The following is a 26935-nucleotide window of genomic DNA, read 5'->3' as shown; positions in this document are numbered from 1 at the left end:
TAGACGAAGTACCCAGGCAACAAGAATACGATTGAAGGCTGCTAAACACAAAAAAGTCGCTATACCGCAGGTAGCGGTATAGCGGCTTCAGGTAGTTAAAAAGACGCTAAGGATATACTTATCTTACTCTCTCACGCGAATGATGACCCTCCGGTTACGATTTCGTCCCTCGGGTGTGGTATTGTCCGCTAGAGGACGCGTATCTCCAAATCCTAATGCCGTCATCTGAGCGCCACTTACTCCCTGAAAAATCAGGTACTGCTGTACAGCCATAGCCCGCTGCTCGGATAGTTTAAGGTTAGAGTCCGCATTTCCGGCATTGTCGGTATGCCCTTCCACCACAAACTGAGCCGTTGGATACCTTCTCATTAAGGTGGCTATAGTATTAAGTGTATTATACGATGATCGTTCAATATCGTCAGTACCTGATGAAAATCTTATTGGCGTCGTCAGTAGTGAGTCCAACTGGCTTTGCATCGTTTGTCGGGTAGCCGCACTTACCAGTGGACAACCATCGCGGTTACGAGGGCCGGCCTCTTCGGGGCATTTATCAATACCATCGTACACACCATCACCATCCGTATCGGGGCAGCCACCGTTGGCGTAGGTACCCGGCCGGTCAGGGCACTGGTCTACGTGATCGCCAATACCATCGTTATCAGTATCGGGACAGCCTCCGTAGCGGGGGTCACCCGCTACATCAGGACAGGCATCCACACTATCCGCCACACCATCACCATCACGGTCCGGACATCCATTTACCGTACCGGCTTCGTTAGGACAAGGGTCAATCCGGTCCAGAATACCATCCCCATCCGTATCAGGACATCCACGAGCGGCCACTGATCCTGCCTCCGTAGGACATCTGTCCACATAGTCAGGTACACCATCTCCATCGGTATCCGGACAGCCAAAGAACTGAGCTGTTCCAGGTACATCGGGGCACCGGTCACGATCGTCGGGTATCCCGTCCTTATCTGTATCCCGGGTATTCTGGCTGAACCGGTAGGTCACTGTGGCCGATATGAAGCTAAGCTTATCATTGGGTGTATCACTGTAAGTAGTTGATTCTTCAGGGTTAATCAATCGCTCTCCGGAAGTTGCATCGACTTTATCAGATCTGACAAAGTAAAAGCGGTAGTCCAGTCCTAATCGCCAGGCACGAGCCAGCTGATAGTTCAGATTAAAACCTACGGGTACCGTGCGCTCATTGGTCTTGCTAATGCCCAGCCTACCCCGGGGGTTTCCCCAACGCAGGAAGAGTGGATTACGGCCACTCAAATCGCTATTAGTAAACCGCACCCGTTCGTTGGTAGTCAGGTCATACGCTTCTGCACTGAAAAACATCAGACCCAGCCCCCCGTACACACTGAAGTGCAGCCTCGCATTATCATACTGCCCAAACTGCTCTGTCAGATCCCACTTGGCCAGCAGATCCAGCGTATTGTACTCGTTAATGAAGTACGAATTAAAAAAGTCGGTTTTCTGGCCTCCTACCTTTCCGGCTGTATAGTCCAGGCTCATGGTGAAAGCCCGCTGTACCCTTCGGTTAAGACTAATTCCGACCATACTCTGCATATCCTGCTCATTCAGCTCACCAAAGAACTGCGTCAATCCACCGCGTATGGTGACGGAATAAGGTGAAAGCTGACGAGCCGTAAGATTTCTGATAGCATCCCTATCAGCAGTTTGAACGCTTACACGTCCCTGCCCCTTCGTTACGAATGACAGGAGTAGCAATAAGTAAGTGAGTGTAGAAATACGAAGCATAAGACCAAGTGATCTGAGTGATAGACATACAGAAATAAAATCCATGCCTGAACCTTATAAAATCAGCCAGTTACATATGAACTTTCCTAGTAACGAATAGTTTAGAGATAGAATACCTATTAGTTTTGCCCCCTGGTTAAAACACAAAACGAATGACAGTAGTACCTTATAAAGATAAAGGCAATAGTAAAAGAGAGCAAGTGGCCGAAATGTTTGATAATATTTCGCCTAAGTACGACTTTCTGAACCACTTACTGAGCGGAGGCATTGATATATACTGGCGTAAACGTGCCATCAAACTACTTCGCAAAGCTCACCCCCGGACCATACTGGATATAGCTACCGGTACGGGTGACTTCGCCATCGAGGCACTGGCTCTTAAACCCGAAAAGATTGTTGGTGTAGATATATCGGAAGGAATGCTGGCCGTAGGGCGCGAAAAAATAAAGAAGCTTGGTAAGCAGGATATCATTGAATTACGGGCCGGTGACTCGGAAAGTTTGCCTTTCGCAGACAATTATTTCGACGCGGTCATCGTTTCGTTTGGAGTACGCAACTTTGAAAATCTGTTGGCGGGTCTGAGTGATATGAATCGTGTGATGCGACCGGGGGGAACCTGTGTTATTGTTGAGTTTTCGAAGCCACGCTCGTTTCCATTCAGGCACCTGTACAACTTCTATTTCAAGTACATCCTCCCTACCATTGGTAAGATTGTTTCGAAGGACAGTTCGGCCTATACATACCTGCCCGAATCGGTACAGGCATTTCCGGATGGCCGCGACTTCCTGACTATTTTTGAACAAGCTGGCTTTAAAAATACTAAATGCATACCATTGACTTTCGGAATCTGCACCATTTACACCGGTCAAAAGTAGTTCTTCTGGTAGTTCTGTTTGGGCTATTCATGGCACATGAGTCCCGGTCACAGGGCCTGGGCTACAAGCGTCGCCACCTGGAGTTCTACGATGATAAGCCCATTCATTATGGTTTTTTGTTCGCCGTACCCTTTACCCGGTTCAATTTCCAGCATAACGAGTCCTTTGCGCAATCCGACTCTGTACTGCTGATCCAGTCGCCGGTACAGCCTGCCTTCAGGATGGGCTTTATCATCAATGCGTTTCTGAATGAGCGCTTTGATATACGTACCACTCCGTCGGTATCCCTGTACGACCGGCAGATCAAATACACCTATCCTTCCGGCAGTGAGCGCATCGAAAAGCGGGAGTCTACCTGGGTAGAGATTCCTTTACTGCTAAAGTACAAATCGGTCCGTCGGGTCAACACCCGTATGTACATGCTGGCGGGGGTTACCCTAGGGCTTGAAACCAACGTTAAGCGCAGAGAAGGAGGTAGCTCTACCCGCATCAATACCGCCACATCAGACCTGACGCTGGACTATGGCGTAGGGTTTGAGCAGTTCTTTGAGTTCTTCAAGTTCTCTCCCGAACTACGCTTTTCCCACGGCTTAGTGAATATGTTACAGCCAAGTCAGCACGCTGGCAGCACCGGCCTCAACCGCCTGTCGAGCCACACGGTAACGCTATATATCAATTTCGAATAAGATCCGATTGACAATCAGAAGCTTATAAAATTTTTAAAGTTTTTCCTAAAAAACACTTGCACAACAAAATTTCATATTCAATATTTGCACTCCCAAATGACAACAAGACGGGTTCTTAGCTCAGCTGGTTCAGAGCACCTGCCTTACAAGCAGGGGGTCGGGGGTTCGAATCCCTCAGGACCCACCCTTCAAAAAAGCCGCCAATCCTAACAAGTTGGCGGCTTTTCTTTTGCTCCCCTTATTGCCACCTGCTACTTATCTAAGTACATGATTTTCACCATGAGAATTATGACCCCTAATTTTAGAGGATTAATATAAATGGTCTATTGGCCACACTATGTATTAATAAGCGCAGGATAAACTTGCACAATAAAAATTTATCCTCAATATTTGCACTCCCAAACAACAACAAGACGGGTTCTTAGCTCAGCTGGTTCAGAGCACCTGCCTTACAAGCAGGGGGTCGGGGGTTCGAATCCCTCAGGACCCACCCTTCAAAAAAGCACTTAGCGGTAACGTTAAGTGCTTTTGTCTTTTCAAGGTATTTACTCATTCTTAACGTATCCTCAACCGGAACGCTACCCGCCGCACCTGTTCTTTGCCAGTAAACTTCACTATATTCTTTCTATTAGCTTTCAGCAGGAACTACAGGCACGATTTGCCGGTATCAGGCTTTATCACTAAATCACATGTAGCTATAAGGGAGGAGGAGCAATCAATAATCAGAATCCCTAAAAAGAGAAGAGAGCCAGGTGCTAATAGCTCCTGGCTCCTGCTTCTTTGTTACCAAACGAACTGAATCGTCAGGTATAGTAGAGCAAGCATGGTGCCAGAATACACTATTAGTGACAAGTATCATCAGAAAAAATAGAAAACGCCGCGCTCCCTTGCGGAGGCGGCGTCTCTGTTCCCAAAAAAACAATCGGCATTATCAAACAGAAGAGTGCAAGAAGTGTACCAATTTCAACTTATAACACTCCTACTAAATTACTAATTTACATCCAGTTATAGTAGCACCTGCGAGCTACCTGCTCCTTTGCCTACAGAGTGCTCTACTACACTATCAACTTTTAACCAGTTGCTAAAAATATTGAGCTACTGCTTAACCAGTCCCTCCCTTTCAGAGTTTATAGAGCAGTGTGAGTTCACAAACAGGCCGATCAGTGGCTTCCTATTTTGTGTGTAGCCTGTTTTTCTGCAACAGATAAGCTCAAAGCGAGTTTAATTTCTCCGAACCCACATCCATCCTTGTCCCTGTTTTTCATGAAACAGCTTATCCAGAACCTTAAAACCGGACAAACCATTTTACAGGAAGTACCCGCCCCGCAAGTAAAGCGTGGCTGCGTACTGATCAGGACCCGCCGAAGCCTGGTATCACTGGGTACCGAACGAATGCTGGTAGAATTTGGCAAAGCCAATCTGCTCGAAAAGGCGCGTCAGCAGCCGGATAAGGTGAAGATGGTCCTGGACAAAATTCAGTCCGATGGGCTGATGCCTACGCTGGAGGCGGTTTTTAACAAGCTCGAGCAGCCGCTGCCCCTGGGCTATTGCAACGTAGGAGAAGTCATTGAGGTAGGAGAGGGCGTGCAGGACATACAGGTAGGCGATCGGGTTGCCAGCAATGGTTCGCACGCCGAGGTTGTGTGCGTACCTCGTAATCTGGTTACGAAAGTACCAGATGGTGTTTCTGATGAGGAAGCTGCGTTTACAGTAATAGGTTCGATTGGTCTGCAGGGCATACGCCTGCTGAATCCAACCCTGGGCGAAACGGTAGTAGTCATTGGCCTGGGACTAATTGGCCTGCTCACGGCCGAACTACTCCGACTCAACGGCTGCCGAGTAGTAGGCATAGATCTGGATGAGCAGAAACTCAAAATAGCCGCCGCCAAAGGCATTACTGCCTGTAACCCCGCCAAAGGCGACGATCCGGTTAAGTTTGTAGAAGACCTCACGCTGGGTACCGGTGCCGACGGTGTGGTCATCACGGCTTCGGCCAAAACCAATGATATTATATCTCAGGCGGCTCGTATGTCGCGCAAGCGGGGACGAATCATACTGGTTGGGGTTATAGGACTCAACCTTAGCCGGGCGGAGTTCTACGAGAAAGAATTAAGCTTCCAGGTATCCTGCTCGTACGGTCCCGGCCGCTACGACGACGCCTACGAGCAAAAGGGACACGACTATCCGCTCCCGTACGTACGCTGGACCGAAAACCGTAACTTCCAGACCATCCTGCAACTAGTTTCGTCGGGCTTACTGGATGTAAAGCCTCTCATCACCGAAGTAGTACCCCTGGAAGAATACGACCGCGTATACGACGAGATTGGCTCATCACAGGCCATTGCTTCCATTCTGGAATATCCCGAGCAGGTGGACCTTCGTACGGTGGTACGGTATCATGATCGCCCTTTCTCCGCCCAAAAAGGCATAGTGGGCATCATAGGAGCGGGTAACTTTACCAAGATGACCATGCTACCCGCCCTGAAAGGGGCTGCTGTCAAGTACATCGCCAGTGCCAATGGACTCTCAGGCACAGCTCTGGCCCAGAAGCACGGCATCACCTATAGTACTACCGATTATCACGAGCTCCTGCGCGACCCGGATGTAGACCTGGTCATGATCACAACCCGGCACAACCAACACGCCCGTATGGCCGTAGAGGGGTTGCGGGCCGGAAAGCATGTATTCGTGGAGAAGCCGCTGGCTATTTATGAAGAAGAGCTGGATGAAATCATAGCGACCTTTCTGGATCCTCCCGAGAGCCGCAGCCTGACCGTGGGCTTCAACCGTCGTTTTTCACCCCATGCGCAGAAAATGAAAGCCTTGCTAGGCAGTGCTCCCATGAACGTGGTGGCTACGATGAACGCGGGTTTTATCCCCGCCAACTCGTGGGTCCATGACCGAACCGTGGGTGGTGGACGTATACTGGGCGAAGCCTGCCACTTTATTGACCTGATCACCTACCTCACGGGTAGCCGGGTAGAGGCTGTATGCATGAACGCGATGGGCACCCAGCCTTCCGACACTACGGATAATGCCTCCATCCTGCTCAAATACGAAAATGGCTCTACGGGCGTCATCAACTACTTCGCCAACGGCAGTAAAGCCTACTCCAAGGAACGTGTTGAGGTGTACTCGCAGGAGCGAACTCTGGTGCTGGATAACTTCCGTACCTTGACGGGCTATGGCTTCAAGGGCTTTTCTAAAATGCGTACTAGTCAGGACAAGGGACATAAGGAGCAATTCCGGCTCCTGCTGGAACGCATCTGTACGGGGGGCGCCTCCCTAATCTCTTTTGACGAACTGATAAATACATCACGGGCCACTTTTGCCGCGCTGGAAAGCCTGAAGCGGGGGGAGTGGGTAAAGGTATAGAGTTATTGTAGTCTATGAAGCGTTTGTATTCACTCTTTCAGATCCTCCACAACATGGGCCTGCGCTACGTGCTGTTTCGTACGCTGCACGAAGTACAGGTACGTACCGGACTACTAAGGCAACGTTTTCCCATTGATCTTCCGGCTGAGGACTTTACCACTCTGGCAGCCTGGCAAGCCTCTGATACTTCTTTTTTCTTTGACAAACCTTTTCTGGAAAAAGCCCCCTTTGCCTTATCCAGACCTGGCTCACTTATAAAGCGTGTAAAAGAGCTGCAGAAAGGCAAACTGCTATTCTTTGGCTCTACCTGGTACACCGTCACCGACTGGCTCACCAATCCCAAAACGGGCTACCGCTATAATAGTACCCAGCACTGGACCACAATACCCGACCTATCTCCTGAGGCTGGCGATATCAAGTACGTATGGGAAAAGTCGCGCTTTACATTCCTGTACGACCTGATCCGTTATGATTTTCACCAGAAGGAAGACCAGTCCGAACTTGTATTTTCAGAAATAGAAAACTGGATTGAAGCTAATCCGGTGAATTGTGGTCCCAACTGGCGGTGCAGTCAGGAGATTACCCTTCGGGTACTTAACTGGACCTTTGCCCTGCACTATTATAAAACCTCTCCCCAACTGACTGAGGAGCGATTCTCACGTATTCTTAATAGCCTATACCGGCAGATGCAGCACGTGGAGGAGAATATTCACTTCTCACGCATTGCAGTACGCAACAACCACGCCCTTACCGAAACGCTGGGCCTGTACCTGGTTGGGATGCTGTATCCTTTCTTCCAGGAAAGTACCCGTTGGAAGGAGCAGGGGAAGCGATGGTTTGAGGAGGAAGTAGGTTATCAGATCTATCAGGATGGTACCTTCCTGCAGTTTTCGATGAACTACCACCGGGTGGTGGTACAACTACTGACCTGGGCCATCCAGCTGGCGCACCGTAACGGGGAGCGCTGGTCGGAGATAGTGTATGACCGCGCCCGGAAGTCACTACAGTTCCTGCGGGCCTGCCAGGATGATAGGAGCGGCTGGCTTCCCAACTCCGGCAACAACGACGGGGCACTGTTCTTTCCGCTGAGTGAATGCCATTTTCGCGATTACCGCCCGCAGCTTTACGCCCTGGCTACTACCCTGGGAGAAGACCTTAACTACGGTCATGGTACCTGGAAGGAAGAAGCCTTTTGGCTAGCCGGCCAACCCTCTACCCGCAAAGCCGCCAGGCGATCTTCCAAGGGCACACAATCGCATGCTTTTCATAAAGGCGGGTACTATATTCTGCGGGACCATAGTACGCTGACATTCCTCCGCTGCGGCAGCTACCAGGACCGCCCCTTCCAGGCCGATAATCTGCATCTGGACATTTGGGTCAACGGGCAGAACGTCCTGCGCGACGCGGGCTCTTATCAGTACAATACCGACGAAGAGCTGATACGGTACTTTGCCGGTACGGCTTCACACAATACGATCATGCTCGATGAACACGATCAGATGCGTAAAGGTCCCCGCTTTATCTGGTACGACTGGATCCGGAGGGCCGGAGGGGAATGGAAAGAAAATGGAGAGAGCACTATGTTTAGGGGCTGGTTTCAGGGATACAGCCACCTCAGCTCCGGTATTATCCATACCCGAAACGTTACTAAAGTTACCGGACAGCTGCACTGGATCATAGAAGACGAAATCCTGAACGCCCCTACCCACCTGCCCATGCATCAACTCTGGCATCCGTCCGAAGCTTTCTTTGACACCTATGAGATCAATGCTTATACCTCTCAGGGAGAGCCAATCCCGCCGATCGAAACAGAAGGATGGTATTCGGGACTGTATGGTACCAAAACCGCTACTCCTCGCCTTGCCTTTACCACTACCGAACGGTATATCCAGACGGAAATTCGGGTAAAGTCTTAAATTAGCCCCTATGCGGATTCTCCTTATTCACCAGTACTTTCTGGAAGACAATGACGGCGGCGGCTCCCGCTGGAATGAAATGAGCCGAATCTGGACCGAAGCCGGCCACGAGGTAGTGGTACTAGCTGGAATGGTGCATTATATGGGCCACCGTCCGGAACACTACAGGGGCCAGTACTTCTATCAGTACACCAACCGTGATGGCATACAGGTCATTCGTTGCCACGTGTCGGAGAGCTACAACAAGAGCTTCCTGGGGCGACTCTGGGCCTACTTCTCCTTTACGTTTTCCAGTATCCTGGGCGGCATCCGGCACGCCAGGGGCAAGTATGACATCATAGTAGTCACTTCGCCGCCGCTCTTTGTGGGTATTACGGCCGTAGCCCTATCGTGGTGGAAGCGCACGCCCTTCCTCTTCGAGATACGTGATCTCTGGCCTGAATCAGCCATTGACACGGGCGTACTGACCAATCCCTGGATCATCCGCTTTGCGTACTGGTTTGAGAGCTTTGTGTACAGAAAAGCGAAGCTCATTAATGTACTTACACCAGCCTTCCGCCAAACGCTACTGACTAAGAAGGGAGTCCCTGCCCATAAGATTATATTCATTCCCAATGCGGCTGACTTTACCCTTTCGGAAGAAGTCATGCAACAGTTTGACTGCTGCCAGTTCAGGCGGGAGCATGGGCTGGAGGGTAAGTTTGTTGTTACGTACGTAGGCGCCCATGGTGTAGCCAATCACCTGGTGCAGGTGCTGGATACGGCCGAACTGCTGCACGACACCAATGCACTGTTCCTGCTCATTGGGGACGGCATGCAGAAAAAAGAGCTGCAGCTTGACGCCCAGCGGCGGGGACTTACCAATGTACGTTTTGTAGATTCGGTACCAAAGCGGGAGGTCTTTAAGTACATACTAGCCTCGGACCTGGGGGCTTCGGTCTTAAAAAAAGTAGATACCTTCAAGACCGTGTACTCCAACAAGACGTTCGACTACTTTTCCTGCAAAAAGCCTGTACTGATGGCTATTGATGGCGCATCGCGTGAACTGGTCGAAGAAGCGCAGGCAGGTACCTTCGTGGAACCCGAAATTCCAGAGGACTTTGCCGAAAAGGTACGATTTTATATGAGTAATCCTGAGCTGATAGTTCAGCAGGGACAAAATGGCTACCGCTACGCCCGTACCTACTTCGATCGGGATGTACTAGCCAGGAAATACCTGGAATATATCAAGCAGATTTGATTATGATTGCACAAGCCAGGACTCCATTCTGAGCTTATTCTGACTTAATCTTAGATACAGATGACTATAACACGAAAACTACTATCCCGAAAGCGCATAGCGTTGGTGGCCCACGATAACAAAAAGGATGATATACTGGACTGGGCCTACTATAACCGCAACATACTCGCCCGTCACCAGCTATATGCCACCGGTACTACGGGCAAGCTACTGGAGGAAAAACTGGATCAGCCCATTACCAAGCTACTAAGTGGTCCGCTGGGAGGGGATCAGCAACTGGGGTCACTCATAGCCGAGGGAAAAGTAGACGCGCTTATCTTCTTCTGGGATCCCATGTCGGCCCAGCCCCACGACCCGGACATCAAGGCGCTGCTTCGGTTGGGGGTAGTCTGGAACATACCTATGGCCTGCAACCGCGCCACGGCCGACTTCATGCTTACCTCCCCGCTGATCAATCAGGATTATGAGTCACAACAGACCGATTTCAGCGCGTATTTAACCCGAAAAACATGAACTGAAGCACCGGGAGGCGGGTTAGTACTTATGAATAATCCATAACTAGTACAGCAATTCCGGAAGCAGGGAAATTACTGGAATCTATCCTCTATCTTTGCTTTTTACAGGGCTTTACCCCCTTGTGAGATTGTTGTTATTGATTGATACGATATAATGTCTTCCCCTTATTTTAAAAATATTGCTGAAGGTATCAATACCACTTTGACGGGTATGCGCCTGACGTTTCGCCACCTGTGGGATGCTCGTAAGCGGCGCCAATCCACGGATGTGCGGTCGGATAATTACTTTGAGCAGGAAAATGGGATGGTTACCATACAGTATCCTTTTGAAACCATTCCTATTCCGGACAACGGCCGGTATCGCCTGCACAATGAGATCGACGACTGTATTGTCTGTGACAAATGTGCTAAGATCTGTCCCGTTGACTGTATCGAAATTGAGCCTATCAAAGCAATTGAAGAGGTAGGTAAGGCTTCAGATGGTTCACCAATCCGTCTTTACGCGGCCAAGTTCGATATCGATATGGCTAAGTGCTGCTACTGCGGCCTGTGTACGACCGTGTGTCCTACGGAGTGTCTTACTATGACCAAGACCTTTGATTATAGTGAGGTAGATGTTCGGGATATGGTGTACCACTATACCAATCTTGCACCGGAGGAAGCCGAGGAAAAGCGTCTGCTGCTTGAACAGTTCCAGCGGGAGAAAGAAGCACTCAAAGCCAGCAAAAAAGCGGCTGAGCCTGCCACTTCTGCCGCTGCGGAAGCCAAGCCCGCAGCACCACGTCCGGCTTTTAAGCCTACTGCTAAGCCAAAGCCCGCTGAGGCTCCTGTGGAGAACGCTCCCATTGAAAGCAAAGCTGATACCGAAAGTGCACCCAAGCCGGCCTTCCGTCCAGGAATGAAGCCCAAGGCAGCGCCGGCACCTGAAAAGCAGGAGCAGGAAGTAGAAGCTACGGCAGAGAAGCCGCAGGCAAAACCTGCTTTCAAGCCTACTATAAAGCCGAAGGAGCCCGTGGAAGCTAAGGTAGCCGAGCAGCCAACGGAAGCGGAAGCACCAAAGCCAGCGTCGGTCAAAGCGCCTTTCCGGCCTTCGATGAAGCCTAAAGCAGAGGCCGAACCTAAGGCAGAGCCAACCGAGGAAACACCAACCGCCAGCACAAGTCCTGCACCAAAGCCCGCCTTTAAGCCTTCTATGAAGCCTAAGGTGGAGGCTCAGTCTGCTCCCTTAGAGGTACCCGAGGCAAAAGCGGAACCGGCAGCGGCTCCCAAACCAGCCTTCAAACCGACCATGAAGCCTAAGGATAGTTCCGAAGGTACGTCGGCACCGGTTGAGGAGCCAAAGGCTGCTACGGACAGCCCTGTGGCTAAGCCGGCCTTCAAACCTACGATGAAGCCTAAGACAGCGCCGGAAGCCGCTACGGATAGTACTCCCGAAGCACCGGTAGAGGCTGCTAAGCCCAAGCCCGCTTTCAAGCCTACCATGAAGCCGAAGGCAACCGCTACACCGGAAGCAGAGGCTAGTCAACCAGAAATAAGCCAGGCTCAGCCTGACCAGGTGGAGCATGTGGAGAAACCCAAACCGGCCTTCAAGCCCACAATGAAGCCTAAGGCTTTAGCAACTCCTGATGCTTCCGCTCCTGATACAACTGCTCCTGTGCCAGCTCAGGCCCAACCGGCACCGGACGAACCCGCTCCGGGGAAGGTGGAGAAGCCAAAGCCCGCTTTCAGACCTACGATGAAACCTAAGGGTACGCCTCCGGCATCAGGTACGTCAGACGAAGCCTAATAATTTTTCAGGAAACAGTGCGCTGCAATTTTTGGTACCTTTGCAGCGCACTCTTTTTTAACCGGCATGGAACAAGTAGCCTTCTACGGCTTTTCAGCACTCGCCATTATTTCAGCGCTGTTCATACTCCTGACGCGTAACCTCATGTATGCCGCCTTCGGCCTCTTCCTGGCCCTGGTAGGTGTCGCAGCCCTGTATGTACTGGCAGGCGCTGATTTTTTAGCCATTACGCAGCTCCTGGTATACGTCGGGGGAATCCTGGTCCTGCTGATATTCGGGATCATGCTTACACGTCCGGCCGATGAACGTCCTGATGCCGCTACGAGACCCAACCGGATTGAAGTAGTAAATCACCGGCGGTTCTGGGGGATACTAGTGGCCGTTGTTCTCTTTGGCGTGTTCTTGTACACCATCCTGGCAGCTAATTTTACGCTCATCGGCGATGTGCTTATCAGTCGTTCTACCATACGTACCCTGGGTGTAGAACTGATGACGAGCCACCTGCTCCCGTTCGAAATCGCTGGCATCCTGTTGCTGGTAGCCTTGATCGGGGCTGCTTATCTGGCTATGAATCGTAATCCTTCCGCATAAGTATGATTCCTATTACTCACTATTTAGTTGTAGCGGCAGCCCTTTTCAGCATAGGATTGGCAGTGGCGGTTACCAAGCGTAATGCGATTGGGGTACTGCTGGGGCTCGAACTCATGCTCAATGCCGTAAATCTGAATCTGGTAGCATTCAGCCGCCATGATCCGGAGCTGCTGCGTGGCCAATTGTTTGCTCTTTTTGTTATAGTAGTAGCGGCCGTTGAAGTGACCGTAGCCCTGGCTATTGTTTTGCGGGTTTACAGCCACTACCGCACCATTGATCCCGATCAGATCAGTGAGCTGAAGAAATAAGCAGAGCCGCCGTAGAATTGACAACCTCTAATGATTGACTCGTATTCATGAATTATTTTTACCTGCTTCTTGCCTTCTTAATTGGAGTGGCTACCGCGGTTCAGGGGGGAGTTAATTCACAGCTCAGGCTTTCTCTTGGCAACCCGATCCTGGCCGCTATATTTTCGTTCGGCGTTGGATTCTTCATTCTGCTGATCGCCTTTGCTGCTTTCAATCAGAATGATGTACCTTCCCTGCAGACCATCCGGCAGATTAGCTGGTGGAAATTCATTGGAGGCTTATTCGGAGCCTTTTATGTACTTACGGTCATCTTTGTAGTACGTGATATTGGCCAGGGAGCGCTCGTGTGTCTGGCGGTAGCGGGGCAGCTTATTGCCGCCGTAGTCATAGATCATTACGGTTTATTAGGCTTTGCCGTAAACCATCTTACCCTTCCCCGGCTTTTAGGTGTAGTACTACTTATTATTGGTGCTGTGTTGATTGTGAAGTACTAACTCTAATCATAAAGATGCCGTATGGTACGCTACCGATTATACCCTACGCTGTTGAATACCTTCGCCCGCTACCAAAGAGGGTACATGAACGAGCAGGAACTCCTGGACTCCATTAATCGGGTACCGGTACCCCAAACTGAGGCTCAGGCCCGAGGAGTATCGTTTGAAGAAGCGGTAATCAAAGGTACTGATGAAGACTTTTTTGATGCTGAGATCCTGCGTAAGGCCCGGGCCCTGCTCCCGCGCCCGATGGTAGCTACGCAAGTGTACTGCCAGTACGAGCTGGACGATGTACTGCTGTACGGTTATGTGGATGTAATAGGACGTTCACTGGCTGTAGATCTGAAAACCACAGGGAGCTACTCACCCGGCCGCTTTGTATATAATCACCAGAACTTCTACCTGCTGGCTCTACGCCCTAAGGGTATCCGTTCCCTCCGCTATGTTATTACTGATTTTAAGGACGTGTACCAGGAAGACTATAATCTGGATATGGACTTTTCGCGGCAGGAACAGCAGATCAGGGCTTTCTGCGAATTTTTGGAAGGTCACCGCAAGCTGATAACGGATAAGAAAGTATTCGTAGAGTAAGTATACCCACCCTACGAATACCTCCGGTACTACTACTTAATGCGGTTGAATACAAAAAGATCTACAAACGACCATTTGCCGCCTTCCTGCTTGCCCCGCTGAATCACGAGTTGATTATCTCCCCGCTTCTCATAGATAATACGGGTCTGGCCGCCTTCCAATTCGAAAAGCGCCTGGTTCTTCTTGGCTTCGATAAACTTGTACCGGTCAGACTGCTCTTTCTCCTCCACACTGATCAAGCCCGGACGGAAGTGCTTCACCATAGCGACAGGACCATTCTCAGTTTGTTCAAAGGCGAATATTTCATACAGAGTAGCCTTGCCATCTTTCATCATCCGGATAAATCCTGCAATGTTGTCACCAGCCGGTGCGGTCCAGGAGGCATGGATAGGCCCACCGTTGAAGGTACCCTCCCAGCGGCCTTCCAGGAAGTTAATATCATTCAGAGTTCCCTTTCCGGAGGTACTCTGAGCCTGTGCCGTAAAGCCAGTGAGCAAACTCAGTACAAATAGTGCGGCGGCTACGCCCAATACGCGGAAATTTTTCATTTTACTACTACAAGGATTTAGGTTTGAAACAGGATGGCAAGATAGGAGGATTTGAGGATTTTAAATAAAAAAACAGCCGCCTCTTCGTCAGAGGCGGCTGCTGGTACTGGATTATACGGATTACTCTTACAGCTACTATACGGTTGGGGCAGCTTCCAGCTTCTCCTGATGGGCTTCGGTGCCCTTATTCTTCCGGAACCACTTCTCCCGGATCCGCTCATTGACGTAGTACATACATGGCACGATCACCAATGTAAGTACCGTCGAGAACGTCAGACCAAAGATGATGGTCCAGGCCAGGATGTTCCAGAAGTCGGCGCTGTCGCCACCAATGATCAGGTGAGGATCCAGGTCACGGAATAGACTGACAAAGTCAATGGTAAGGCCCAGAGCCAGTGGTATCAGACCCAATACCGCCGCGGAGGCCGTCAGCAGTACCGGATTCAGACGGATGGCTCCCCCTTCGATAATTGCATCACGTAACGGATAGCCACGCTCACGCAGCTCATCAATGAACTCAATGAGCAGGATACCATTTTTCACCACAATACCCGCCAAGGCTATAATACCTACGCCGGACATAATGACGGAGAAGGTCATGTCGAAAACCATAAAGCCCAATAGTACCCCGATCAGCGACAGTACAATGGTAAAGAAGATAATGAAAGGCTTCACCACCGAGTTGAACTGCGTAGCCAGGATGAGGTAAATAAGCAGAATAGCCGCTCCAAATGCCCCCATCAGGAACTGCATCGACTCCTGCTGGTCTTCCTGCTCACCACCCATCTTGATGGTATAGCCGTTAGGTACTTCCATTTCTTCCACCACATCCTGTATCTGCGCTACAATCTCATTGGCGTTATAGCCGGGCAGTACGTCCGAGCCCAGCGTCACGATACGCTCCTGGTCCTTACGGTTAATCTGGCTGAAGGTCGTCGAGTACCGAACATCAGCAACGGATGTAATAGGTACCTGACGTAAGGCTCCACCTGAGTTCATGTCGCGGTACACGATGTTCAGGCTCAGAAGCCGCTCAATCTGCTCGCGGTCGTCCTTCTTGAGGCGTACCATAATGGGGTACTCATCCTGCGTATCGCGGAACTTGGATACTTCGGCACCGAACAACGCGGTACGTACGGCAAAGGCTATCTGCTGCGAACTGATGCCTTCACGCTGGGCCTTATCACGGTCAATGTCAATGGTGATTTCGGGCTTGTTGGTCACCAGGTCCGAACGGAGCTGGTCTATACCTTCAATACCTGACTCCTGAATCTTCTGGAACACATCTTTTTCCAGTTTCTGCAGGGTAGCAAAATCATCTCCCAAGATTTCAATGGAGATAGGCTTACCCGTAGGTGGACCGTTTGCTTCGCGCTCCACAGAGATTTCCGAACCAGGTATACCAACCAGTGCTTCGCGTATTTTGATAAGCAGCTCTTCGGTAGAACGGCCATCGCGCTCTTCATTGGGTACAAAAGCGACTGTCACCTTAGACTTATGAGGAGTAGCGGAGCGATCAGGGTTAGTCGGGTCACCGGCGTTTTTACCTACGTTTGAGATTACGGAGTTGACCATAGACATGGCCTCGTTCTTCTCCAGTACCGCAAATACCTTCTTCTCTATCACTTTGGTCACCGAGTCAGTAATCCGGGCATCCGTTCCGACAGGGAGTTTATTATATACATAGACATAGTCAGGCTCGCCGCTGGGGAAGAAGATCACCTTAGGCTTGACGATACCCATCATGATAAAGGTAAATACCAGCAGCACCACCATGGTTAAGATGGCTCCTACCGGCCTCCATCCCTGAATCACCCAGCTGATCACCTTGCGGTAATTGTTCTTAAGAGCTGGTAACAGGCGGTCCTGGAAAGGTACCAGGATGCGGGGTGTCAGGATGTAGTGGTTAAACAGGTACAGTCCCAGAATAAACACGAGGAAGTTACCAATACCCCGGTCGATGAAGTACCCAACCAGAGCGGCGGCTCCCAGTACAATCACAGGGCGGCGAATAGCTTTGAAACTGGTATCCAGCTTTTCCTTTTCCTCATCATGCCGTCCCATAAACGATACGGCAAATACCGGGTTCATGACGTAGGCTACAAAGAGCGAAGCCATAAGCGTCAGAATCAGCGTCAGAGGCAGAAACTTCATAAATTCACCTACTATACCCGGCCAGAACAGGAGCGGGAAGAAAGGCGCGATAGTCGTAAGAGTACCCGATAGTACGGGTACAAATACTTCACCAGCCGCCGCCTTTACCGCCTGCTGGATGGTCCAGTCCTTGTGCTGGTTGAAGAGGCGGTGGGTATTCTCAATAACTACAATGGCGTCGTCCACCACCAGACCGATACCCAGCAGGAACGCAAACAGTACAATGGTATTAAGGGTAAATGCAGTACCTACCATAGGCCCGATGATGGGCATCAATACCACCGCCACCAGTGCCGACAACGGTACCGACAGACCTACGAAGATCGCGTCACGAACGCCCATGAAGAACATCAGGATCAGTACCACGAAGATAAAGCCCAGTACTACGGTATTGATCAGGTCATGCAGCTCGGCTCGAGTCCGCTCCGACTGGTCAGCCGTAATGCGTATATCCAGTCCCTGCGGGAAGCGGTTGCTCTGGTATTCCTCTATGGTACTCTCGATACGATCAGAAGCAGTAATGAGGTTAGCACCGGCGCGCTTGATGACGTTCAGGGTTACAACCGACTTATTGTCCAGGCGGGCAAAGTCCTGCTGCTCCTCAAAACTATCTACTACCTCGGCTACGTCACCCAATCGGATCACGGCTCCGGTACTGGTACGGATGCGCAGGTTAGCGATCTGACTAACTTCACTGAATTCACCCTTCACGCGCAGCGTACGGCGTACACCGTCCACATTCATATCGCCACCCGATACGTTGATGTTTTCGCTCTGTACAGCCGACTGAATATCAAAGAAGGTCAGACCCGAGCTCTGCATACGGGGCAGGTCTACGTTGATCTGTATCTCGCGGTTGAGGGCCCCCACTATATCCACCCGGCTGATCTCAGGCATAGCCTCGATGGCATCCTGCAGGTCCTCAGCATACTCTTTCAGTTGCTTCAGAGAGTAGTTACCGGCCATGTTGATGTTCATGATCGGGAACTCCGAGAAGTTTACATCCTGCGCTGTAGGGCCAGAATCCAGCTCCTGGGGCAGGTCGCGCTTGGCCTTATCGATGGCGTCACGTACCCGCTGCAGCGCTACGGGTACCTCTACATCCGGGTTGAATTCTACCAGGATTACCGATACGTCCTGCAGGGCGTTGGATTTGATACGCTTTACACCCGATATGGATTTAAGCTGCTTTTCGATGGGTTTGTTGATGGTGTTTTCGACGTCAGCCGGAGCCGTACCGAAGTACACCGTATTGATGTACACCTGCGGGATCTTGATATCCGGGAACTGCTCCTTGGGCAGGTTATTGTACACCATAAGCCCCGCCAGTGTGATGATAAACGTAAAGATGTAGATCGTAGTCCGGTTCTCTACGCACCAGTTGGTGAAGCTGAGGGTTTTGTACTCGTTAAATTTCATAGTTTTTCGTGATTGGCTCCTCTGGTGCGCACCAGGGGGAGGCATTGTTGTTATACTTTCTCACAACTGCACGTATTCCAGGTCCTGGCTACCCTTAGTAGCTGATCGCCTGTCCGTCGGCCACCTCCTGGTAACCCAGCGTAATCAGCTGGTCACCGGCCTGTAGCCCTTCTACTATTTCTACCTGACCATTATAGCTAAGTCCCGTCTTTACAGGTTTGGCTTTGGCTACCTTACGGCTGCCATCGGTAGCTGCTACGTATACGACCTGACCCCTTTCGGTACTTTGTACCAGGTTCTGATCGATTACCAGCGCATCTTTCTTCACGGCATCGTTGATCTGTACCTGCGCCAGCATATTAGGCTTGATATCGCTGCTCGATGGCAGATTGGCCTCAATGGTGAAGGTACGGCTGAGTGGGTCAACGGTAGTACTTACAAAGTTGATGCGGGCATTGTACTTACGGTTCAGGTCCGGAAAATTGATGATCACTTCATCGCCCTTTCGGACGCTGGCTACGTAGGCATCGGCTACCTTAGCTACGACTTTGAGGTTGTTCAGGTTAACAATGCGCGCTACCCCCATACCCGGAGCCGCCATCTCACCTACCTTTACATTGACCTGATCCACCACACCGGCAATAGGAGATACCACCCGGGCCTGCGATAGCTGCGTATTCAGCGTAGCGAGTTTCTTTTCGAGTGCCTCCTTGTTGTTCTTGGCCTGCAGGTACTGCAGCTCAGTTCCTATCTTCTGATCCCAGAGGCTTTTCTGCTTATCGAAAAGCGTAGAAGCCAATGTCAACTGGTTCTTTACTTCTTCGATGGACTGACGCAGGATGCTGTCATCTACGCGAGCCAGTACGGTACCTTCCTTTACGTAGTCACCCTCTTTCACATACATGGCCGTTACGGCACCTCCCATCTGGGGCGTCACGAGTACGTTGTTCTTGGCGTCAACGGTACCCTGTACCTCTACGTAGTGCTTGAATGTGTTGTTAGTAACAGGGGTAACTGTCACCGACTTCGTCCGTGTTTCAGCCGCCTTGGCCGGATCCAGTTTAGCCAGTTCGCCTTCCAGCGACTTGATCTTTTTATCCAGTTCACGTTGCTCGCTTTTGAGCTGAGCCAGCTCTTCACGCTTGGCTTCCACACCTTCCTTCTTTTCACCTGAACAGGCCGTCAGCAGGAGAGTAGCTGCGGCAACTATGATGATATTGCTTTTCATAATGTATGACTAGGAGTTTCTGTAATTTTTAACGCTGTTGTATCTGAGGAGTAGTTGCAGTAGTATCCGTATAAAGTACACCGAGGGATTTACCCAGATCTACCTTCGCAATGAGCAGGTCGTACAGAGCCGCGTAGTAGTTGGTCTGTGCTTCGCGGAATGATGATTCAGCATTGATCACTTCGATGTTGGAGCCTACCCCTTCCTGGTACTTGATCTTCGTTACCCGTACCACTTCCTGCGCCAGCTCTATGTTCCGGCGCTGTATTTCGAGGGCCTGCATGAAGTTCCGGAGGTTAATATTGGCTTGCTTGACCTGCAGGTCTATCGACTGCTCCAGCAGGTTCTGGCCTATCTTTACCTTATCCAGGGTAATCCGGGCCTGCTGCAGACGGTAGTGCTTCGACATACCATCAAAGATCGGGATCTGTACGTTGATGCCTAGCATGGAGTTGTTGAACCAGCGGGTCGAAAACAGGTCACCCAGGTTGTTACGCCCGTTGTTATGACCGTAGGTAAGTACTCCGCCTACCGAGGGCAGGTACTCACTCCGGATGTTTTTGATATCCAGGTTAGCCAGCTCTTCCTGCGTATTCAAAATGGAGTACTCGATGCGGTTGGTATAGTTGATAACCGCCTCCGATGCCGCTTTCATCTCCTCCAGGTCCACTTCTGTAATCTTATCTTCCAGGTAGATTTTCTCGGTCAGGGGCATGCCCATCTGGTACTTCAGCAACTCGTAGCTCAGCTCAATCAGGTTTTGTACCCGCTGGCGCTCGGTGCGCAGGTTGTTGAGCTGTACTTCCAGCCGGCTTACGTCTATAAGTTCTACAAAACCACTTTGATTCAGGATACGGGTTTCGCCCAGGAGCGTATCCAGCCGGTTGATGTTGAAGTCCAGTACCTTGGCGCGTTCTTCGGCTACCAAGGCCGAATAGTACGCTTTGGTCACTGCCTCCGCCACCGTTACCTTCGACTGCGTTACATTTTTCTGAGCCAGCTCGCGGTAGGTAGAGGCGGCTTTCAACCCTACCAGATAAGAGCCATTAAAGATCATTTGGTTTAGCGATACACCTACGTTACCTGCATACTTTACGCCAAACTGGGCTGCGATTGGAGGGGCGTCCTCGGGAGCATTCGGATCAGCAAACTGGGCAGGTAAGAATACCCTTTGTATAATGAGGTTGTCAGTAAAGCCCATTTGGCCGCTAATCTGCGGGAGTCCTATGGCACGAATCTCTCCAATGCGGGCCTCGGCCGACAGGGCATCCAGTTGCGTATTCTTTATGTTAAGATTCTTGCTAAGCGCGTAGTTGACAGCTTCCTGAAGAGTATAGCCCTCGTCCTGAGCACGGAGCGGACTTATACTTATCAGCAGGGCCAGCGCCAATAGTCCATTTCGTAGTAGTGTTACATGTTTCATTGATTTTTAGCTTCGATTACTGATTGGTCTACGTATTGATTATATAGTTGAAATCCTTTTTCTGTCAGCAGCCCCCGCAGAAAGTGGTGCAGTACCTGGGTCTTCACTTCTACCGGATTGTATTGATTAATCGGAAATACCGTTGGGTCAAAAACTAGCTCAATCTGCTCAATATGCAGCCTTGCCATTAGGTCTACATTCAGATCCTCCCGGTACAATCCCTGCTGGATACCCTTTTCCAGATTCCGTCTCACACTCTTTATAACATGCTCATGCTTGTGGCTCTGAAACAGCTCCCAGCCGTTATGACAGTACTTCTTAATGTCAAAGAGTAGTACCGGATTAACATTATTCATCTCTCTCTGCAGGCACCTCGACGCCTGAAGCATCTGTTCGATCGGATTATCGGCCTCCCGCTCTATTTGCTCCATGTCTGCCCTTAGCTTTTCCAGCTCATGTTTTATGACCTCTTCGACAATGGCCTCTTTATCCTGAAAATGCTGGTAAATAGTCTTTTTGGATATACCTATTTCCCTAGCAATATCGTCCATGGTGACACTCCTGACACCATACCGCCAGTACAAGTCCATAGCTACCTTTTGAATCCGCTCTTTCACTACTTGCTCTTTCTTTAATTTTAGGCAAAGAACTGAGGAAACTTTCTAATAATTCGGAGTTTCCAAATTATTTTCAGCTGGATCACGTTTATATCTATGTATTGGCATTTTTTGATGATGAGCGGTTTTATAAGCAGTTGAATGGCTACCATTTTACTTACATTTTTTTGGACTATTCGTAGTTAGCCAATATCGCTCGAAGACAAAGCTAATCAGGTCGTAAGGCCCCAATCAACCTGAAATAGATAAAGCCCTCGTTTTGGCTTATGAACAATAAAAAATCAGGGACAAAATGAGCGGGGGGGAATGATTTATATTGTAACTGTGTTTGGAAAAGACGCGGTTTTTAGGGAATTTCGCGTCCCTTAACTGCGAAGGAAATCAACGAATTAACCATTTTATGCACTGAACTGAAGGATGAAAAGCTACATTGACCTGATTCAGCAGACGTTTGAGTTTCCTACCATGGAGTTTAACGTTGACAATAATGAATTGCTGTTCAACAATGTACCTCTGATGGACATCATCAAGGAACATGGTACCCCGCTTAAACTGAATTATCTTCCCAAAGTTGGAGAACATATAGAAAACGCCCGGATGTTTTTCCGGAACGCTTTTAAACGTCATAACTACAAGGGAAGTTATACGTATTGCTATTGTACTAAATCGTCACACTTCAGTTTCGTGCTGGAAGAGGCGCTGAAACATAATATACACATCGAGACATCTTCCTCTTTTGATGTACCTATCATCAGGGAGTTATATCGCAGGGGTAAGATCAACAAGTCTACTTTCATCCTGGCTAACGGCTACAAACGCCCACGCTACACACAGTACCTGAGCGAACTGATCAACGAGGGATTCAACTGTATACCTATACTGGATAACCTGAAGGAGATCGAGTCGTACGAGCAGCAGGTTACGGCTGATACCCTGAACCTGGGCATCCGTATTGCTACGGACGAAGAACCCAACTTTGCATTTTATACCTCACGACTGGGTATCCGGTATAATGATGTGCAGCAGCTGTATAAGGATAAGATTGAGCCCAACCCACGGTTTAAGCTCAAAATGCTGCACTTCTTTATTAATACCGGTATCAAGGATAGTGCGTACTACTGGAGCGAATTGACCCGCTTTATGTTTAAGTACTGCGAGATGAAGAAGATCTGTCCGGATCTAGACTCAATTGATATCGGAGGTGGATTGCCTATCCAGACCTCGCTGCAGTCTAATTACGACTATCAGCAGATGATTGATGAGATCGTAGAAAATATCCAGTGGATCTGTAACAAGAATAACGTACCAGTACCGCATATCTTCACCGAGTTTGGTAGCTATACCGTAGGAGAGAGCGGCGCGGTGATCTATAAAATCATTGACAAGAAGCTCCAGAATGATAAGGAGCTTTGGTACATGATCGACGGCTCGTTCATTACGCAGCTTCCCGACTCGTGGGGTATGAACCAGAAGTACATCATGCTCCCGATCAATAACTGGGACAACCCGTACCAGAAGGTAAACCTGGGAGGTCTGACGTGTGACTCGCAGGACTTCTATAACACAGAAATGCACAGTGCTGACTTGTACCTGCCCATATTCGGTGACGATGAGGATCAGTACATTGGTTTCTTCCATACGGGTGCTTACCAGGAGTCGCTGGGTGGTTACGGAGGTATTCAGCACTGCCTGATCCCGGCACCGAAGCACGTACTGGTAGACCGTGATGATGATGGTCGCATTACGACCCGCGTGTTTGCGGATGAGCAGGACAGCGAGACAATGCTTCAGATACTAGGCTTCCGCGATGAGTCGTATGTCCGGTCGGATAGCAACAACAACAATGGGAATGGCAAAGCGTCCAAAACCCAGGAGGATGAGTCAGTTATAGAAATGGCTGATTCAAAAAACTAGTACCCTTAGATAAGGTTGATGTAAAGTAACTCGTTATACAAAAAGAGTCAGTACTGACTTATCAGTACTGACTCTACTTATAATGGCATTATCTTTGCCTCTAAAACTCAACGAAATATATCTCTAACTATACTTCTTACGATGAAAAAGGTATTGTTACTAGCTGCTGTTGGTGGAATGTTGTGGATGTCGTCTTGTGCTCGTAAGACGTGCCCCGCTTATGGTTCTACACAGAAAGTAGTGAAAACCACTTCTCAGCGCGCCTGATCCCTTTCCTGTTCTAGTATCAGACGTGCTGCTTCCAGCAGATTAAGTGCCGTATAATCACCGGCCGGGGTATCTCCCTCGGTCAGGATGTGTATGGTACGTACCCCTGCTTTCTGACCAGCCTGCATATCACGCGCCCGGTCGCCAATCATCCATGATTGAGCCGGATCTATATTGTACTTGGCCATAGCCCGCTCCATCATGAGGGACTCCGGCTTGCGGGATAATGAGCGGGAAGTGTGGCTTTCGTGGTGGGGAGCAAAATAAATAGCATCCAGTAAGCTACCACATTCTTCCTGCATACGCTGGTGAATAGCGTGTACCGCTTCTTTTCCGTACATACCCTTGGCAATACCCGCCTGGTTGGTCACTACGATCAGTAGGTAGCCCGCCTCTTTCAGCATTTTTATTCCCTCAGCCATTCCTTCCGGTATCACCAGATCTTCGAGCCGGTGCATATAATCACCAATCTCTTCGTTGAGGACACCGTCCCGATCTAGAAATACGCATTTATTTAGAGCCTTTTTATCTGTCTGTATCATAGGTTGCTTTGTTTTAGCTCCATCCGGTGCACTGGAGGTTGCTCTTTGAAATCCATTCCAACACTCGGCGGCCAACTTAGTTACTCTAAGTACCAAAATCCCACTTATCTCTGCCAATCATGCAGTTTACTCAAATCAAGGAAACCTGCCTTTATGTAAGCGATCTGGAAAGGTCACGTGCCTACTATCAGGATCGCCTGGGGCTGGAGCTTATTTCTTTCGTCGAAGGTAGCCACGTTTTCTTTAGGGCAGGCACGTCGGTACTGCTATGTTTCCTGCCGGAGGTGTCGCGTGCCAAGCAGTCTCCGCCACCGCACTACGCCGCAGGTAAGCAGCACATCGCCTTTGAAGCCCCCGCCGAACAGTATGATACCCTGCTCCGGGCTATACAGGAACAGGGTATAGACGTGTACCATCACGAAGTATGGGCACGCGGCGCCCGCTCCTTCTACTTTGACGATCCCGATGGACATGTACTTGAGGTAGTCGAAACCGGGATGTGGGATCCTTTCTAAGGGCTACTACTTCGCCGAAAACTCCTTCACCGCCTCAATAAAGCAACGAACCTTATCCGGATCGGTATCAGGGTATACACCGTGTCCCAAGTTGGCTATGTAGCGCTGGGTACCAAAGGTATCGACCATCTTCTTCACCTCCGCCCGGATCTGATCGTAAGTAGCGTACAGCACGCACGGATCCAGATTACCCTGCAGGGTCTTACCTGGGATCAGCTGGCGCGACTCGGCGGCATCCATATTCCAGTCCAGACCAACTACCTGGCAGTTTAGCTCGCCAATCTCCTTACGGGCAAAGAAAGCACCCTTGGCAAATACCGTCACGGGTACTTCATTGATCGCGTCACAAATTTGCTTAATGTAAGGCAGGGAGAACGTACGGTACTGGTCCGGCGACAGGATACCTGCCCATGAGTCAAAGATCTGCACCAGGTCAGCACCGGCGACCACCTGCGCTTTCAGGTAGGCAATGGTACTGTCGGTGATCTTCTGAAGCAGGGCGTGTGAGAACTCAGGATCGGTATAAAGTAGCTTTTTGGCAACGGAGAAGGTCTTGGAGCCTTTGCCTTCGGTCATATAACAGAAGATCGTAAAAGGCGCTCCGGCGAATCCGATCAGAGGTACGCGGCCACTGAGGTCACGCTTTACGATGCGGATAGCCTCCAGTACATAGCCCAGGTCACTCTCCGGGTCAGCCACACGTAGCTGATCCAGATCGGCAGAGGTACGTACCGTCCGTGGGAATACCGGTCCGCGCTGCTCCACCATCTCGTAGGGGAGGCCCATGCCTTCGGGTACCACCAGAATATCAGAGAATATAATAGCCGCATCCACGCCCAGCAGGTCTACGGGCTGAATGGTTACCTCAGCGGCCAGTTCAGGCGTGGTAGCCAGTTGGATAAAACTACCCGCTTTTTCGCGCACAGCACGGTATTCAGCCAGTATACGGCCCGCCTGACGCATCATCCATACAGGGGTGCGCTCTACGTTTTCGCCTCGCGCTGCCCTTAGTAGTAAGTCATTCTGTAAGTTCATGCTGCAAAGGTAGTCAGAAAGGGATTGCCCCTGTCAACCAAATCTTTTAATAAATTTTAGTTAGATTTCCCTTCTAATTTATCCTGACCCTTATGAGTACCCAATTCACCAATGATCTTCAGCGTACCGTACGCCGGTTTATGGAAATGCCAAAACCAATACGTATGCCCATGCTTTCGTACGCTATTGGCAATGTAGTACGCTATGTAGGTACTACCGGCATCCGGTTCGAAACCATGAATGAGCGGGAAGTGGTGGTAGCGCTGTCTAACCGAAAGAAGGTACAGAACCATATCAAACAAATACACGCCGGAGCTATGATCCTGTTAGCTGAAACGGCCTCGGGAATGGTAGTAGGTATGAATGTAGCGGATGATTCGGTACCGGTGATCAAGAGCATAAAGGCTGACTTCGTAAAACGCTCACAGGGCGCCATGCAAGCCACTGCCAACCTGACTGATGAGCAGATTCAGCTGATCCGAAGTACTCCCAAGGGAGAAACGACCGTTGAGGTAAAGGTTGTGGATGCTGACGGTAAAGAACCTATTCTGGTCGAAGCTATCTGGGCCTGGATACCCAAGCAGCGCTCCGTTAACAAGTAGCCCGCAACTTCGTTTAATATTTCATACAGACACTCATAGCTATGAACTCTATATCATTCATCATAAAAAGTATCCAGTACCACAACCACAAAGTGACCAAGGCTACGGAGGGGGTTACTCAGGCCGAAGCCTTATTTCGTCCTTATAGCTCGGCCAACTCACTGCTGTGGGAAATGGGGCATCTGGCGTTCTTCCGTAATACCTGCATCAAGCTGTTACGCCCCAATGGACCTTTGGACAAGCTGGAAAACGAAACTACTCTTTTCAGCTTTGGCTCCTCTATACAGACTGCTGAGGTATACCCGCCTCTGGATGAGATCGTGGACGCTTTCTTCAATCGGGGCCAGCAGATCCAGCAACTACTTCATGATGTGTCACAGGAGCACTTGCAGAGTCAGAGCCCCATTAACTTTCCGGGAGCTACGACCGTAGGGGGACAGATAGAATCCCTGCTGCTGCACGAAGGAGTACACGTAGGGGAAATGAGCTACATCAGTACCTTGATTAAAAGGTTGCGATAGGGG

At 50.0% G+C, this 26935-nt stretch carries 23 protein-coding genes and 2 tRNA genes; 17 read left to right on the top strand and 8 right to left on the bottom strand.

Annotated elements, in window-relative coordinates; genetic code table 11:
- Positions 1 to 123 precede the first annotated feature (123 nt).
- Complete coding sequence (locus JUB14_RS00190; RefSeq protein ID WP_207503394.1) at positions 124 to 1770, bottom strand: OmpA family protein; 1647 nt, start codon at positions 1768 to 1770, stop codon at positions 124 to 126.
- A 152-nt stretch (positions 1771 to 1922) separates the two neighbouring features.
- Here JUB14_RS00190 and ubiE point away from each other — a divergent pair, with 152 nt between their 5' ends.
- The 13 genes from ubiE to JUB14_RS00125 all read left to right on the top strand — a co-directional run bounded on the left by ubiE (position 1923) and on the right by JUB14_RS00125 (position 14147).
- Positions 1923 to 2645 (top strand): bifunctional demethylmenaquinone methyltransferase/2-methoxy-6-polyprenyl-1,4-benzoquinol methylase UbiE, encoded by a 723-nt coding sequence (gene ubiE / locus JUB14_RS00185; RefSeq protein WP_207503392.1) that lies wholly within the window; start codon positions 1923 to 1925, stop codon positions 2643 to 2645.
- Positions 2594 to 3331, top strand: coding sequence for a type IX secretion/gliding motility protein PorT/SprT (gene porT / locus JUB14_RS00180; protein ID WP_207503389.1), 738 nt, complete (start codon positions 2594 to 2596; stop codon positions 3329 to 3331). The genes ubiE and porT overlap by 52 nt, the downstream gene beginning before the upstream one ends.
- 109 nt (positions 3332 to 3440) lie before the next feature.
- Positions 3441 to 3515, top strand: a tRNA-Val gene (locus tag JUB14_RS00175).
- Between the two features lie 231 nt (positions 3516 to 3746).
- A tRNA-Val gene (locus tag JUB14_RS00170) sits at positions 3747 to 3821 on the top strand.
- A 773-nt stretch (positions 3822 to 4594) separates the two neighbouring features.
- Positions 4595 to 6706 (top strand): bi-domain-containing oxidoreductase, encoded by a 2112-nt coding sequence (locus tag JUB14_RS00165; protein ID WP_207503387.1) that lies wholly within the window; start codon positions 4595 to 4597, stop codon positions 6704 to 6706.
- A 14-nt stretch (positions 6707 to 6720) separates the two neighbouring features.
- Positions 6721 to 8622: a heparinase II/III family protein gene (locus JUB14_RS00160; protein ID WP_207503385.1), complete on the top strand. Its 1902-nt coding sequence runs from the start codon at positions 6721 to 6723 to the stop codon at positions 8620 to 8622.
- A gap of 10 nt (positions 8623 to 8632) precedes the next feature.
- Positions 8633 to 9862 (top strand): glycosyltransferase family 4 protein, encoded by a 1230-nt coding sequence (locus tag JUB14_RS00155; protein ID WP_207503383.1) that lies wholly within the window; start codon positions 8633 to 8635, stop codon positions 9860 to 9862.
- Between the two features lie 60 nt (positions 9863 to 9922).
- On the top strand, positions 9923 to 10375 hold the full coding sequence (locus JUB14_RS00150) for a methylglyoxal synthase (RefSeq protein ID WP_207503381.1): 453 nt from the start codon (positions 9923 to 9925) through the stop codon (positions 10373 to 10375).
- Between the two features lie 156 nt (positions 10376 to 10531).
- Positions 10532 to 12163: a 4Fe-4S dicluster domain-containing protein gene (locus JUB14_RS00145; RefSeq protein ID WP_207503379.1), complete on the top strand. Its 1632-nt coding sequence runs from the start codon at positions 10532 to 10534 to the stop codon at positions 12161 to 12163.
- A gap of 66 nt (positions 12164 to 12229) precedes the next feature.
- Complete coding sequence (locus tag JUB14_RS00140; protein WP_207503377.1) at positions 12230 to 12754, top strand: NADH-quinone oxidoreductase subunit J family protein; 525 nt, start codon at positions 12230 to 12232, stop codon at positions 12752 to 12754.
- 2 nt (positions 12755 to 12756) lie between these two features.
- The gene (nuoK, locus tag JUB14_RS00135; RefSeq protein WP_207503375.1) at positions 12757 to 13062 is read left to right on the top strand and encodes an NADH-quinone oxidoreductase subunit NuoK; all 306 of its coding nucleotides are present in this window, start codon (positions 12757 to 12759) and stop codon (positions 13060 to 13062) included.
- 47 nt (positions 13063 to 13109) lie between these two features.
- Positions 13110 to 13556: a DMT family transporter gene (locus JUB14_RS00130; RefSeq protein ID WP_207503373.1), complete on the top strand. Its 447-nt coding sequence runs from the start codon at positions 13110 to 13112 to the stop codon at positions 13554 to 13556.
- A gap of 21 nt (positions 13557 to 13577) precedes the next feature.
- Positions 13578 to 14147, top strand: a complete 570-nt coding sequence (locus JUB14_RS00125; RefSeq protein ID WP_207503371.1) for a hypothetical protein — start codon at positions 13578 to 13580, stop codon at positions 14145 to 14147.
- A 32-nt stretch (positions 14148 to 14179) separates the two neighbouring features.
- On the opposite strand, the gene JUB14_RS00120 is transcribed toward JUB14_RS00125, so the two are convergent.
- The 5 genes from JUB14_RS00120 to JUB14_RS00100 all read right to left on the bottom strand — a co-directional run bounded on the left by JUB14_RS00120 (position 14180) and on the right by JUB14_RS00100 (position 21536).
- Positions 14180 to 14695, bottom strand: coding sequence for a DUF6265 family protein (locus JUB14_RS00120; protein ID WP_207503369.1), 516 nt, complete (start codon positions 14693 to 14695; stop codon positions 14180 to 14182).
- A 135-nt stretch (positions 14696 to 14830) separates the two neighbouring features.
- A complete protein-coding gene (locus JUB14_RS00115) occupies positions 14831 to 18268 on the bottom strand; it encodes an efflux RND transporter permease subunit (RefSeq protein WP_207503368.1) in 3438 nt (1145 codons plus the stop codon).
- 94 nt (positions 18269 to 18362) lie between these two features.
- Complete coding sequence (locus JUB14_RS00110) at positions 18363 to 19496, bottom strand: efflux RND transporter periplasmic adaptor subunit (protein WP_207503365.1); 1134 nt, start codon at positions 19494 to 19496, stop codon at positions 18363 to 18365.
- Between the two features lie 28 nt (positions 19497 to 19524).
- Positions 19525 to 20919, bottom strand: coding sequence for a TolC family protein (locus tag JUB14_RS00105; protein ID WP_229367451.1), 1395 nt, complete (start codon positions 20917 to 20919; stop codon positions 19525 to 19527).
- The gene (locus JUB14_RS00100; protein WP_207503363.1) at positions 20916 to 21536 is read right to left on the bottom strand and encodes a TetR/AcrR family transcriptional regulator; all 621 of its coding nucleotides are present in this window, start codon (positions 21534 to 21536) and stop codon (positions 20916 to 20918) included. Before JUB14_RS00100 ends, JUB14_RS00105 begins: the two co-directional genes overlap by 4 nt.
- Positions 21537 to 21953: 417 nt before the next feature.
- Here JUB14_RS00100 and JUB14_RS00095 point away from each other — a divergent pair, with 417 nt between their 5' ends.
- Positions 21954 to 23450, top strand: a complete 1497-nt coding sequence (locus tag JUB14_RS00095) for a type III PLP-dependent enzyme domain-containing protein (RefSeq protein WP_229367449.1) — start codon at positions 21954 to 21956, stop codon at positions 23448 to 23450.
- A gap of 254 nt (positions 23451 to 23704) precedes the next feature.
- Here the strand turns inward: JUB14_RS00095 and JUB14_RS00090 are convergent, their stop codons facing one another.
- Positions 23705 to 24259 carry a D-glycero-alpha-D-manno-heptose-1,7-bisphosphate 7-phosphatase gene (locus JUB14_RS00090; protein WP_207503361.1) on the bottom strand — a complete coding sequence of 185 codons (555 nt, stop codon included), beginning with the start codon at positions 24257 to 24259 and terminating at the stop codon, positions 23705 to 23707.
- Between the two features lie 119 nt (positions 24260 to 24378).
- Between JUB14_RS00090 and JUB14_RS00085 the strand changes: the two genes are divergently transcribed.
- The gene (locus JUB14_RS00085; protein WP_207503359.1) at positions 24379 to 24774 is read left to right on the top strand and encodes a VOC family protein; all 396 of its coding nucleotides are present in this window, start codon (positions 24379 to 24381) and stop codon (positions 24772 to 24774) included.
- A 6-nt stretch (positions 24775 to 24780) separates the two neighbouring features.
- Here JUB14_RS00085 and hemE read toward each other — a convergent pair whose 3' ends face one another.
- Positions 24781 to 25809, bottom strand: coding sequence for a uroporphyrinogen decarboxylase (gene hemE, locus JUB14_RS00080; protein WP_207503357.1), 1029 nt, complete (start codon positions 25807 to 25809; stop codon positions 24781 to 24783).
- Between the two features lie 92 nt (positions 25810 to 25901).
- Here hemE and JUB14_RS00075 point away from each other — a divergent pair, with 92 nt between their 5' ends.
- Together JUB14_RS00075 and JUB14_RS00070 are read left to right on the top strand one after the other, a co-directional pair.
- Entirely contained in the window at positions 25902 to 26411 is a 510-nt protein-coding gene (locus JUB14_RS00075; RefSeq protein WP_207503355.1) for a DUF4442 domain-containing protein, read from the top strand.
- A 41-nt stretch (positions 26412 to 26452) separates the two neighbouring features.
- Positions 26453 to 26932: a DinB family protein gene (locus JUB14_RS00070; protein ID WP_207503354.1), complete on the top strand. Its 480-nt coding sequence runs from the start codon at positions 26453 to 26455 to the stop codon at positions 26930 to 26932.
- Positions 26933 to 26935: the final 3 nt, after the last annotated feature.

The sequence above is a fragment of the Telluribacter humicola genome (assembly GCF_017355935.1).
Classification (GTDB): Bacteria; Bacteroidota; Bacteroidia; order Cytophagales; family Spirosomataceae; genus Telluribacter; species Telluribacter humicola.
The sequence above is the reverse complement of the archived record's forward strand: the minus strand, read 5'-3'. Positions and strand labels throughout refer to the sequence as shown.

Excerpts from the sequence above, each read along its gene's own strand:
- JUB14_RS00190 (WP_207503394.1), bottom strand. The coding sequence starts at position 1,770 with ATGCTTCGTATTTCTACACTCACTTACTTATTGCTACTCCTGTCATTC.
- ubiE (WP_207503392.1), top strand. The coding sequence starts at position 1,923 with ATGACAGTAGTACCTTATAAAGATAAAGGCAATAGTAAAAGAGAGCAA.
- porT (WP_207503389.1), top strand. The coding sequence starts at position 2,594 with ATGCATACCATTGACTTTCGGAATCTGCACCATTTACACCGGTCAAAA.
- JUB14_RS00165 (WP_207503387.1), top strand. The coding sequence starts at position 4,595 with ATGAAACAGCTTATCCAGAACCTTAAAACCGGACAAACCATTTTACAG.
- JUB14_RS00160 (WP_207503385.1), top strand. The coding sequence starts at position 6,721 with ATGAAGCGTTTGTATTCACTCTTTCAGATCCTCCACAACATGGGCCTG.
- JUB14_RS00155 (WP_207503383.1), top strand. The coding sequence starts at position 8,633 with ATGCGGATTCTCCTTATTCACCAGTACTTTCTGGAAGACAATGACGGC.
- JUB14_RS00150 (WP_207503381.1), top strand. The coding sequence starts at position 9,923 with ATGACTATAACACGAAAACTACTATCCCGAAAGCGCATAGCGTTGGTG.
- JUB14_RS00145 (WP_207503379.1), top strand. The coding sequence starts at position 10,532 with ATGTCTTCCCCTTATTTTAAAAATATTGCTGAAGGTATCAATACCACT.
- JUB14_RS00140 (WP_207503377.1), top strand. The coding sequence starts at position 12,230 with ATGGAACAAGTAGCCTTCTACGGCTTTTCAGCACTCGCCATTATTTCA.
- nuoK (WP_207503375.1), top strand. The coding sequence starts at position 12,757 with ATGATTCCTATTACTCACTATTTAGTTGTAGCGGCAGCCCTTTTCAGC.
- JUB14_RS00130 (WP_207503373.1), top strand. The coding sequence starts at position 13,110 with ATGAATTATTTTTACCTGCTTCTTGCCTTCTTAATTGGAGTGGCTACC.
- JUB14_RS00125 (WP_207503371.1), top strand. The coding sequence starts at position 13,578 with ATGGTACGCTACCGATTATACCCTACGCTGTTGAATACCTTCGCCCGC.
- JUB14_RS00120 (WP_207503369.1), bottom strand. The coding sequence starts at position 14,695 with ATGAAAAATTTCCGCGTATTGGGCGTAGCCGCCGCACTATTTGTACTG.
- JUB14_RS00115 (WP_207503368.1), bottom strand. The coding sequence starts at position 18,268 with ATGAAATTTAACGAGTACAAAACCCTCAGCTTCACCAACTGGTGCGTA.
- JUB14_RS00110 (WP_207503365.1), bottom strand. The coding sequence starts at position 19,496 with ATGAAAAGCAATATCATCATAGTTGCCGCAGCTACTCTCCTGCTGACG.
- JUB14_RS00105 (WP_229367451.1), bottom strand. The coding sequence starts at position 20,919 with ATGAAACATGTAACACTACTACGAAATGGACTATTGGCGCTGGCCCTG.
- JUB14_RS00095 (WP_229367449.1), top strand. The coding sequence starts at position 21,954 with ATGAAAAGCTACATTGACCTGATTCAGCAGACGTTTGAGTTTCCTACC.
- JUB14_RS00090 (WP_207503361.1), bottom strand. The coding sequence starts at position 24,259 with ATGATACAGACAGATAAAAAGGCTCTAAATAAATGCGTATTTCTAGAT.
- JUB14_RS00085 (WP_207503359.1), top strand. The coding sequence starts at position 24,379 with ATGCAGTTTACTCAAATCAAGGAAACCTGCCTTTATGTAAGCGATCTG.
- hemE (WP_207503357.1), bottom strand. The coding sequence starts at position 25,809 with ATGAACTTACAGAATGACTTACTACTAAGGGCAGCGCGAGGCGAAAAC.
- JUB14_RS00075 (WP_207503355.1), top strand. The coding sequence starts at position 25,902 with ATGAGTACCCAATTCACCAATGATCTTCAGCGTACCGTACGCCGGTTT.
- JUB14_RS00070 (WP_207503354.1), top strand. The coding sequence starts at position 26,453 with ATGAACTCTATATCATTCATCATAAAAAGTATCCAGTACCACAACCAC.